This window comes from Bacteroides sp. MSK.20.82, from assembly GCF_019052485.1.
In the GTDB taxonomy this organism is placed as follows: domain Bacteria; phylum Bacteroidota; class Bacteroidia; order Bacteroidales; family Bacteroidaceae; genus Bacteroides; species Bacteroides thetaiotaomicron.
Genome location: NZ_JAHQUN010000058.1, coordinates 17,202 through 28,500, shown reverse-complemented (window position 1 = coordinate 28,500; position 11,299 = coordinate 17,202). Strand labels below are relative to the sequence as shown.

General features: G+C 46.7%; 9 protein-coding genes. All 9 read left to right on the top strand.

Annotated features, from left to right (window positions below):
- Positions 1-658: 658 nt before the first annotated feature.
- The 9 genes from KTR07_RS24925 to KTR07_RS24885 all read left to right on the top strand — a co-directional run bounded on the left by KTR07_RS24925 (position 659) and on the right by KTR07_RS24885 (position 11,276).
- The gene (locus KTR07_RS24925; RefSeq protein WP_181981970.1) at positions 659-1,306 is read left to right on the top strand and encodes a DUF6563 family protein; all 648 of its coding nucleotides are present in this window, start codon (positions 659-661) and stop codon (positions 1,304-1,306) included.
- 120 nt (positions 1,307-1,426) lie between these two features.
- Complete coding sequence (locus tag KTR07_RS24920) at positions 1,427-3,418, top strand: urocanate hydratase (RefSeq protein WP_117981641.1); 1,992 nt, start codon at positions 1,427-1,429, stop codon at positions 3,416-3,418.
- Between the two features lie 28 nt (positions 3,419-3,446).
- On the top strand, positions 3,447-4,349 hold the full coding sequence (gene ftcD / locus KTR07_RS24915; protein ID WP_117981642.1) for a glutamate formimidoyltransferase: 903 nt from the start codon (positions 3,447-3,449) through the stop codon (positions 4,347-4,349).
- Between the two features lie 97 nt (positions 4,350-4,446).
- Positions 4,447-5,700 carry an imidazolonepropionase gene (gene hutI, locus KTR07_RS24910; RefSeq protein WP_103877633.1) on the top strand — a complete coding sequence of 418 codons (1,254 nt, stop codon included), beginning with the start codon at positions 4,447-4,449 and terminating at the stop codon, positions 5,698-5,700.
- Positions 5,701-5,721: 21 nt separating this feature from the next.
- On the top strand, positions 5,722-6,351 hold the full coding sequence (locus KTR07_RS24905; RefSeq protein WP_117981643.1) for a cyclodeaminase/cyclohydrolase family protein: 630 nt from the start codon (positions 5,722-5,724) through the stop codon (positions 6,349-6,351).
- Positions 6,348-7,847, top strand: a complete 1,500-nt coding sequence (gene hutH / locus KTR07_RS24900) for a histidine ammonia-lyase (protein WP_011108449.1) — start codon at positions 6,348-6,350, stop codon at positions 7,845-7,847. The genes KTR07_RS24905 and hutH overlap by 4 nt, the downstream gene beginning before the upstream one ends.
- A gap of 331 nt (positions 7,848-8,178) precedes the next feature.
- Positions 8,179-8,829 carry a TetR/AcrR family transcriptional regulator gene (locus tag KTR07_RS24895; protein ID WP_055221670.1) on the top strand — a complete coding sequence of 217 codons (651 nt, stop codon included), beginning with the start codon at positions 8,179-8,181 and terminating at the stop codon, positions 8,827-8,829.
- A 52-nt stretch (positions 8,830-8,881) separates the two neighbouring features.
- Entirely contained in the window at positions 8,882-10,228 is a 1,347-nt protein-coding gene (locus tag KTR07_RS24890) for a TolC family protein (protein ID WP_008762063.1), read from the top strand.
- 31 nt (positions 10,229-10,259) lie between these two features.
- Positions 10,260-11,276 carry an efflux RND transporter periplasmic adaptor subunit gene (locus tag KTR07_RS24885; protein ID WP_008762064.1) on the top strand — a complete coding sequence of 339 codons (1,017 nt, stop codon included), beginning with the start codon at positions 10,260-10,262 and terminating at the stop codon, positions 11,274-11,276.
- The last annotated feature ends 23 nt before the right edge of the window (positions 11,277-11,299 follow it).

Below are 11,299 nucleotides of genomic sequence, written 5' to 3'. Positions count from 1 at the left end.
CAACACATAGCAGCTATTAGAGATAAACAAGTCAACCATTATTAGGGAAGTACAACCTTAACCTGTAAACAAGGTTTGACTAATATATTTTGTTCGTTTCATATTTTCGTTTCACGTCCGTGATCTGTTCGGTTCACGTATGTGAGCTCAATAGTTTACGTACGTGGACTGATGGGAGCATGTACGTGAAACGATTTATTGTTACTGACGGAATATATTAATCATGCCTGCATAATAGCATAATGAATCGTTCATTTGCTGTTGTTCCCGGGAGCTTATTCTTTCATAGTTGATATGGGGCTGACTAAAAAGTCGGTAGTATCTTAAATCTTCTCCTTCCCGAAGGGAGGGGAATTGGAGATACTACCGACTTTTTAGTCAACCCTGACGACTCAGGTATTAACGCCTGATATTCCGGATGAAAAAAGACAAGATAAGATTATAAAAAGAACCATAAACCGTATCTCATGAATAAACAAACTTCGGGTGCGATTGCCTTGCTTCCGAGATAATTGCGTGTAAGAGGTGCTGTGCCAAGAAGGCGAAAGGGCTTCCTGGCTTCTTTTTTCAACATTTCTTTTTCCATTCTTGCATTTATGCGCTAAAATTTATAACTTTCCACTCGAAAAGGCGTTGAATGAAGAAAGGAGGATGGCTTATGAAGAAAGGATATATTTTGTGGTTGCTGATAAGCGTGATTAGCCTTCCGGTAGTTGCGCAGAATATCATTTATTCAAACTTGAAAGAGTTGATGGTTCAAGATGGCGATACCCTTGCAGTGTTGCGAGTAGAGAAGCGTTCCAGAAGCCAGATTCTATTGACAGGCGGGGCTGACTACCGGATAACGGCAGGCAATGATGAATCTATGTGCCGCCAGTTGAAGAAGCGTTGTTTTGCGGTGCGTACTTCTGAAGGAGACTTATTTATCAACTGTCGTAAGTTGCGTTATAAAAAGATGCGTTTCGGGGCGTGGTATGCTCCGGCTGTTCAGTTGGGCAAAAATATCTATTTCTGTGCGATGCCATTAGGGTCGGTTATCGGTGGGACATTTGCAGAAGAAGATGATGTGAAACTGGGCGGAAATGTGGGAGATGCTCTTGCTGCTTCAAGTCTGGTTACTAAACGAGTCTGCTATGAGTTGAACGGTGAGACCGGAAAGATTGATTTTGTAGGAAAAGAAAAGATGGCGCAACTGCTGGAAAAACATCCGGACTGGAAGAAAGCCTACCTTACAAAAGACAGTCAGGAAGCGAAGCATACCTTCAAGTATCTGCAAATGCTGTGTGGTGAGCAGCAGAAAGAATAAATAATACCTTTCTGATAATAAATCTACCAAAACCTTTGTCTTTTCTCTTCTTTTTTTCTATATTGCGAAGAGTTATAGAACTGTATTGCTTACAGTTTGTAATCCTTAATTCTGCTTATTATGAAGATAACTCTTGGCAACACGTTACCTCCCTACCCAGCTTTCATAGAAGGTATCCGGAGGGCCCCCGACCGTAGTTATACGCTTACGCCGGCGCAGACAGCTACGGCATTGAAGAATGCGCTGCGCTATATCCCCTTGGAATTGCATGAGCAACTGGCACCTGAATTTATGGAAGAATTGCGTACCCGTGGGCGAATTTACGGATACCGCTTCCGTCCCGCAGGCGATCTGAAAGCCAGGGCGATTGATGAATATCGTGGCAAATGTGTGGAAGGCAAAGCCTTTCAAGTAATGATTGACAACAATCTCTGTTTTGATATCGCGTTGTATCCCTATGAACTTGTTACTTATGGTGAAACCGGCCAAGTTTGTCAGAACTGGATGCAATACCTCCTGATCAAGCAATATCTCGAAGAACTTACTCCTGAGCAAACACTGGTCATTGAGTCCGGACATCCGTTGGGACTGTTTCGTTCCCGTCCCGATGCTCCCCGCGTTATTATTACCAACTCTATGATGATAGGTCAGTTCGACAATCAGCACGACTGGCACATTGCCGCACAAATGGGAGTTGCCAACTATGGGCAGATGACGGCGGGCGGCTGGATGTATATCGGTCCGCAGGGTATTGTTCATGGCACTTTCAATACATTACTCAATGCCGGACGATTGAAACTCGGCATTCCGCAGGACAAAGATTTGCGTGGTCACCTCTTCGTATCTTCCGGTTTGGGAGGAATGAGCGGGGCACAGCCAAAGGCAGCCGAAATAGCCGGAGCAGCCTCTATTATAGCCGAAGTCGATAGCTCCCGTATCGAAACACGTTATCGGCAGGGATGGGTAGGTCATGTCACACAAGACTTGTCGGAGGCTTTCCGTCTGGCAAAAGAAGCGATGGAGCGTCGGGAACCTTGCTCGGTAGCCTATCATGGCAACGTCGTCGATTTGCTGGAATATGCGGAACGTGAGCAGATTCATATTGAACTTTTGTCCGATCAGACCTCTTGCCATGCCGTTTACGAAGGAGGCTACTGTCCCGCAGGCTTGACTTTCGAAGAGCGGACCCGCCTTCTTCATGAATCTCCTGATCAGTTCCGTCGTCTGGCAGACGCTTCTTTGCGCCGCCATTTTGAGGTAATCCGGAAACTGGTGGCACGCGGCACTTACTTCTTCGATTATGGCAACTCCTTTATGAAAGCGATTTATGATGCCGGAGTGAAAGAGATTTCCCGCAATGGAGTTGATGAGAAAGACGGATTTATATGGCCGAGTTATGTAGAAGATATCATGGGACCCCAACTCTTTGATTATGGCTATGGCCCCTTCCGATGGGTATGTCTGAGCGGTAGGCACGAAGATCTGATAAAAACGGACCGTGCCGCAATGGAGTGCATTGATGTCAATCGACGGGGGCAGGATCTGGATAATTATAATTGGATACGCGATGCCGAAAAGAACCGGCTGGTAGTAGGTACTCAGGCACGTATTCTCTATCAGGATGCCGTAGGAAGAATGAATATCGCCCTCCGTTTCAATGAAATGGTACGGCGGGGAGAAGTAGGACCGATCATGTTGGGCCGCGATCATCATGATGTGAGTGGAACCGATTCGCCTTTCCGTGAGACATCGAATATCAAAGACGGAAGTAATGTCATGGCTGATATGGCTGTGCAGTGTTTCGCCGGAAACTGTGCGCGTGGCATGAGCCTGGTAGCTCTGCATAATGGCGGTGGAGTCGGTATCGGAAAAGCGATTAATGGCGGCTTCGGCATGGTATGTGACGGCAGCGAACGGGTAGACGAGATACTTCGTTCGGCTATGCTTTGGGATGTGATGGGCGGAGTGGCCCGCCGTTCGTGGGCCCGCAATCCGCATGCAATGGAAACTAGTGACGCTTTCAATGAATCACATTCGGAAGGGTATCATATAACGATGCCTTATCTGGCTGATGACGAGCTGATTAAAAAGACAATAAAAGAAGCATTGTAATAGAAAGTAACGAAATAGAGAAATAAACATGAATTGGAATAAGATCATCGAATGTGTCCCCAACTTTAGCGAGGGACGTGATTTGGAGAAAATAGACAAGATAGTAGCCCCTTTTCGTGGCAAATCCGGCGTGAAGCTGCTCGATTATAGCAATGATGAAGATCATAACCGTCTGGTAGTCACTTTGGTTGGCGAACCGGAGGCCTTGCGCGATGCAGTCATTGAAGCTATCGGCATTGCTGTTCGTCTGATAGACCTTAACCATCATAGCGGACAGCATCCCCGCATGGGAGCGGTGGATGTAGTTCCTTTTATCCCGATCAAGAATACGACGATGGAAGAAGCCGTCGCCCTGTCGAAAGAAGTAGCCTCCCGGGTGGCGGAACTATATAATCTCCCTGTCTTTCTATATGAAAAGTCCGCGACAGCCCCGCATCGGGAAAATCTGGCTTCCGTCCGTAAAGGAGAATTTGAAGGAATGGCGGAGAAAATCAAACTTCCCGAATGGCAGCCCGACTTCGGACCTGCCGAGCGTCATCCCACTGCCGGAACGGTAGCTATCGGTGCCCGAATGCCGCTGGTTGCTTATAACATCAATCTGAGTACCGATAATCTTGAAATAGCCACGAAGATAGCAAAGAATATCCGGCATATCAACGGCGGTCTCCGCTACGTCAAAGCAATGGGGGTGGAACTGAAAGAACGGAATATCACCCAAGTATCCATTAATATGACCGATTACACCCGCACCGCCCTTTACCGTGCTTTTGAATTGGTGCGTATTGAGGCCCGCCGCTATGGAGTGACGATTGTTGGTAGTGAGATCATTGGTCTGGTGCCGATGGAAGCGCTGATAGATACGGCTTCCTATTATTTGGGACTGGAGAATTTCTCCATGCAGCAGGTGTTGGAAGCGCGTATCATGGAATAGCACCCGGAGTATTAAAATAATGTGCGTCCGATATAAAGCTGCTGAAACTTATATCGAATTATGATTGAAATAGTAAGAACCGAATAATAAAAGATCAATGAGTGAAAACCTGATTATATTCAATGCCCGTATTGTCACCCCGACAGGAATCTCCGCCCGTAAAGGTGCGGAAATGGGACAACTCCGCATCATAGAAAACGGAACGGTAGAAGTGACCAAAGGCATCATCACTTACGTCGGCGAGAGTCGTGGCGAAGATCGTGACGGCTACTACCAGCATTACTGGCATTACAACGCCCGGGGACATTGCCTGCTTCCGGGCTTTGTCGATTCGCATACCCATTTTGTTTTTGGCGGAGAACGTTCCGAAGAATTTTCATGGCGGCTGAAAGGCGAAAGCTATATGTCCATCATGGAACGTGGCGGAGGGATAGCCAGTACCGTAAAAGCTACCCGGCAAATGAATTTCCTGAAACTTCGCTCGGCAGCCGAAGGCTTTCTGAAGAAGATGAGTGCTATGGGAGTCACCACGGTAGAAGGTAAAAGCGGTTATGGACTCGATCGGGAAACAGAGCTGCTGCAACTGAAAATAATGCGCAGCCTGAACAATGACGAGCACAAACGTATCGACATTGTATCCACTTTCTTAGGAGCCCACGCCCTTCCCGAAGAGTATAAAGGAAGAGGAGACGAATACATCGACTTTCTGATTCGTGAAATGCTCCCCGTTATCCGCGAGAACGAACTTGCCGAATGTTGTGATGTCTTTTGCGAACAAGGAGTTTTCTCTGTCGAACAGTCCCGCCGTCTCCTTCGGGCAGCCAAAGAACAAGGCTTCCTGTTAAAGCTCCATGCCGATGAAATCGTTTCCTTTGGTGGCGCTGAGCTGGCTGCCGAACTGGGCGCTTTGTCTGCCGATCATCTGCTTCAGGCTTCCGATGCCGGAATCCGTGCAATGGCCGACGCAGGAGTAGTAGCTACCCTGCTGCCTCTGACGGCTTTCGCACTGAAAGAACCTTATGCACGCGGTCGTGAAATGATTGATGCCGGCTGTGCCGTGGCACTTGCCACAGACTTGAATCCGGGAAGCTGTTTCTCCGGTTCCATCCCGTTGACCATTGCTTTGGCGTGTATTTACATGAAACTTAGCATCGAAGAAACCATCACTGCCCTGACACTGAACGGAGCTGCTGCCCTTCATCGGGCAGACCGGATCGGAAGTATCGAAGTAGGCAAGCAAGGTGACTTTGTCATACTGAATTCGGACAATTATCACATTCTGCCATACTACGTGGGCATGAACTGTGTCATCATGACTATTAAAGGCGGTATGCTATACCCCGTCAATTGATAACTAAAATCATAAAATACCATGTTAGCAGATTTAACCGTAAAAGATTTCTTAGATAAGGTAGCCGGCAATGATCCGGTACCCGGCGGTGGCAGTATTGCCGCTTTAGGCGGAGCATTGGCTTCCGCTTTGGCCACGATGGTGACGAGACTCACCATCGGCAAGAAAGGATATGAAGCCAGTGAAGAAGTAATGCAGCACGCACAGACGCTTACCACCCGATTCCAAAAAGAATTCATCGCCCTGATTGATAAAGACTCCGAAGCCTATGATGAAGTTTTTGCCTGTTTTAAACTTCCCAAAGCTACCGATGAAGAAAAAGCTGCCCGCAGCGCTGCCATTCAGGAAGCCACCAGGCATGCCGCTCTCATTCCGATGGAAGTTGCCCGAAAAGCACTCGAAGTGATGCCCGTCATAGCAGACATCGCCCGTCTGGGGAATCGGAACGCTATTACAGACGCTTGTGTAGCCATGATGGCGGCACGATCCGCCGTATTGGGGGCATTGCTGAATGTCCGCATTAATCTGGGGGTACTCAAAGACAAAGAATTTGTCCAAGAATTGCAAGCCGAAGCAGACCGGATAGAGCAAACCGCCTGCCGGAAAGAGAAAGAATTACTGGATGCCGTCAACCAAGACTTACGCGTATGAGCAAGAATGTGTATCAAATAGGTTCCGGAGAACTGACCTTCGAAATCATCGAACGGATCATCAACGAGAATCTGAAGCTGGAACTGGCTCCCGAAGCCAAGCTCCGCATTCAGAAATGCCGTGATTATCTCGACCATAAAATAGCTTCTTCCGAAGAACCTCTTTATGGCATCACCACCGGCTTCGGCTCGTTATGCACTAAAAATATATCTCCCGGCGAATTGGGAACCTTGCAGGAAAACCTGATAAAGAGCCATGCCTGCAGTGTAGGCGAAGAAATCCGTCCTGTCATCATCAAACTGATGATGTTGCTCAAAGCCCACGCTCTCTCGTTGGGACATAGCGGCGTGCAACTAATCACCGTGCAGCGTATTCTTGACTTTTTCAATAACGACGTACTGCCCATCGTCTATGATCGCGGTTCTTTGGGAGCTTCCGGCGATCTCGCCCCATTAGCCAATCTGTTCCTTCCTTTGATCGGTGTGGGCGACGTCAACTATAAAGGAAAGAAATGCGAAGCCATCAGCGTGCTCGACGAATTTGGCTGGGAACCCGTCCGGCTCATGAGCAAGGAAGGGCTTGCGCTGCTCAACGGTACCCAGTTCATGAGTGCCAATGGTGTATTTGCCATTCTCAAAGCCTTCCGCCTCTCCAAGAAAGCTGACCTGATAGCCGCCCTTTCTCTTGAAGCCTTCGACGGACGTATCGACCCGTTTATGGATTGTATCCAGCAGATACGCCCTCATCCCGGACAGATCGAGACGGGAGAGGCTTTCCGTAAACTGCTGGCAGGCAGCGAACTGATCGAACGTCCCAAAGCGCACGTACAGGATCCTTACTCATTCCGTTGCATCCCGCAAGTGCATGGTGCCACGAAAGACGCTATCCGCTATGTTTCCTCCGTACTGCTGACCGAAATCAATTCCGTCACGGACAATCCTACGATCTTCCCAGACGAAGACAGAATCATTTCCGGTGGAAATTTCCACGGTCAGCCGTTGGCTATCTCCTATGACTTTCTCGCCATTGCTCTAGCAGAACTGGGAAATATCTCCGAACGCCGTGTCTCTCAATTGATTATGGGACTTCGCGAACTTCCGGAGTTTCTGGTAGCCAATCCGGGACTGAACTCCGGCTTTATGATTCCCCAATACGCTGCTGCGTCTATGGTCAGCCAGAATAAAATGTACTGCTATGCCGCATCGAGCGATTCCATCGTTTCGTCCAACGGGCAGGAAGATCATGTAAGTATGGGAGCCAATGCCGCAACCAAACTTTATAAAGTGATGGACAACCTTGAACATATCCTTGCCATCGAACTGATGAATGCTGCGCAGGGCATCGATTTCCGCCGTCCGCTGAAAACGTCTCCGCTGCTGGAGAGTTTCCTGCATGCCTACCGGAAAGAAGTGCCTTTTGTGAAAGACGACATTGTGATGTACAAAGAAATACATAAAACAGTCGCTTTTTTAAAAAGGACTAAGTTAGAGTACTAAACCTCCTTTTTCGCTTTTCGTTAATAATGGTGACTGTTATTGCCGGATAAACGATCGATTCTTATCGATATTTATCCGGCATTTGCCGATTATTCTCCCTCTTACAGCGATAAAACTTTACTTCATATACCGCTATTCCTTACTTTTGCTCCATATTTCCTCTTAACACTTGTTTTCATATACCTCTAATGAATGATAATATTTATCAAATGGGCTATAAATAAAAGGAAACTTGATTTGTTAATTGAGTTTTCTATATATCTTTGTTCCGTTTTTCGCTTTAAATGGTGAAATTATAGAAAACTGAGTCTAACAAAATCTAAAAAGAGTGATGATGGAGCATGGAAGAGACGCGTCCCAAAAGGCGGAGCTGAGAGAGCGGATCATAATGACCGCGACAGAAGCTTTTACTTTGAAAGGTATCAAGTGTATTACGATGGATGACATTGCAGCAGCATTGGGCATTTCCAAACGTACGCTCTATGAGGTTTTTGCAGATAAGGAATCATTATTGAAAGAGTGTATTCTGCAAAAGCAAGCTGAAAGAGACAAATACTTGCAGGAGATATACGAGCAATCCAACAATGTGCTGGAGGTGATACTTGCTGTCTTTCAGAAAAGCATCGAGATCTTTCATCAGACCAACAAGCGCTTCTTTGAGGATATAAAGAAATATCCGAAGGTATATGCGATGATGAAAGACCGTAGTGAAAGTGACTCGGAGAAGACGATGTCTTTCTTTAAGTCGGGCGTGGAGCAAGGTATCTTTCGGTCGGATGTCAACTTTGAGATAGTCAACCTGTTGGTGCGAGAGCAGTTTGATGTGCTGCTGAATACGGACATTTGCAACGAATATCCTTTTATAGAAGTATACGAATCCATCATGTTTACTTATATACGTGGCATTTCCACGGAAAAAGGAGCCAAAGTTTTAGAAGAATTTATATCAGAATATCGTAAAAACCGGGTCGAGCAACAATAATAGGAGTAAGGTTCGGATGACAAACAATTAAGGATCAAATAGAAACGAGTTTATGAACAGATTGAAAAGATTGACAGGCAAGAAAATGCTTCTGACGGCAATGGCTCTCTGTGCGTTTGGCTTTGCAAAGGCTCAGACGGAGCAGACAACGCAGAATACGCTGACATTGACGTTGGACAAAGCCCTGGAAATAGCGTTGGATGAGAATCCTACGATAAAGGTGGCGGCAGAAGAAATTGCCTTAAAGAAAGTTGCAAGTAAGGAAGCATGGCAGAGCCTGTTACCCGAAGCAAGCCTAAACGGATCATTGGATCACACGATCAAAGCGGCTGAAATGAAACTGAACGATATGTCGTTCAAGATGGGGCAGGATGGTACGAATACCGCCAATGCCGGACTGAGCATTAACCTGCCTTTGTTTGCACCGGCAGTCTACCGGGCCATGTCAATGACAAAGACGGATATCGAACTGGCAGTGGAGAAGTCGCGTGCTTCCGAACTGGATTTGATCAATCAGGTAACCAAGGCTTATTATCAGCTGATGCTTGCACAAGATAGTTATGAAGTGCTTCAAGGCAGCTATAAGTTGGCAGAAGATAATTTCAATGTCGTGAACGCCAAATATCAACAAGGTGCAGTCAGCGAATTTGACAAGATCAGCGCAGAAGTACAGATGCGCAGCATCAAGCCGAATGTCATTTCTGCCGCCAATGCCGTGACGCTGGCAAAACTCCAGTTGAAAGTGTTGATGGGCATTACGGCTGATGTGGATATTAAGACTGACGATAATCTGACAAACTACGAATCAATGCTGTTTGCCAATCAGTTGAAAGAAGAAGATATGAGTCTGGAGAACAATACAACGATGAAGCAGTTCGAGCTGAATATGAAATTGCTCGAAAAGAACGTGAAGTCGCTGAAAACGAACTTCATGCCTACTTTGTCGATGAGCTTCTCTTATCAATATCAGTCTTTGTATAATCCGAACATCAATTTCTTTGATTATACGTGGAGCAACAGTTCGTCTTTGATGTTCAATCTGAGCATTCCTTTGTATAGGGCGAGCAACTTTACGAAGGTAAAATCGGCCCGCATCCAGATGCGCCAGCTTGACTGGAACCGTATCGATACGGAGAGAAAACTGAATATGCAGGTAGTCAGCTACCGTAACAATATGACTGCCAGTTCCGAGCAGGTGGTCAGCAACAAAGAAAACGTGATGCAGGCTGAAAAAGCGGTACAGATTGCCGGAAAACGTTATGAAGTCGGTAAGGGAACCGTGCTTGAACTTAACAGTTCGCAGGTATCACTGACGCAGGCACAACTTACTTACAATCAATCAATCTACGATTACCTGGTAGCTAAGGCTGACCTTGATCAGGTTTTGGGAAAACAATAAAGATAGACAACTAAAATTACAACTAAGGAATATGAAAAAAGGTATCCAATTAGTGGCTCTGCTATTGACAGTAGTAATGAGCTCATGTACGGGTGGAAAAGATAAGGCTGCTGTGAAACAGGAAGACGAGAAGCCCAGAGTAAAAGTGGCTGATGTAACAGCCCGTCCCGTAGATCAGATACAGGATTATACAGCGACGGTAGAAGCTGAAGTAAAGAACAACATTGCTCCTTCGTCACCTGTCCGCATCGACCGGATTCTGGTAGAAGTGGGCGACCGTGTATCCAAAGGCCAGAAGCTGGTGCAGATGGATGCAGCCAACCTCACACAGACGAAACTGCAACTGGACAATCAGAAAATTGAATTTAATCGTATCGACGAACTTTATAAGGTAGGCGGTGCTTCCAAATCAGAGTGGGATGCTGCGAAGATGCAGCTCGATGTGAAGCAGACTGCTTATGATAATCTGGTAGAGAATACGTTTCTGTTGAGCCCGATCAACGGAGTAATCACTGCCCGTAATTACGATAATGGTGATATGTATAGTGGCGGAAGTCCGGTGCTGGTAGTAGAGCAGATCACTCCGGTCAAGCTGATGATCAATGTGTCTGAAACCTACTTCACGAAGGTGAAGAAAGGCGAACCGGTAGATGTGAAGCTGGATGTATATGGCGACGAACTGTTCAAGGGAACTATCAGCCTGATCTATCCGACTATCGACGCAACTACCCGTACTTTCCAGATCGAGATCAAGTTGGACAACAAAGATCAGCGTGTACGTCCGGGAATGTTTGCCCGTGCTACCTTGAACTTCGGTACGGCGGACAACGTCGTAGTACCCGACTTGGCTATTGTGAAACAGGCAGGTTCCGGCGATCGCTATGTGTACGTTTATAAAGATGGCAAAGTGTCCTACAACAAAGTGGAGTTAGGCAGACGCATGGGCTCGGAGTATGAGCTGAAATCCGGTGTGCCCGATAACTCGCAGGTGGTAGTGGCCGGACAGGCACGTCTGATAAACGGTACGGAAGTAGAGATCGAGAAGTAAAATCACTATTAAACTAATCACTA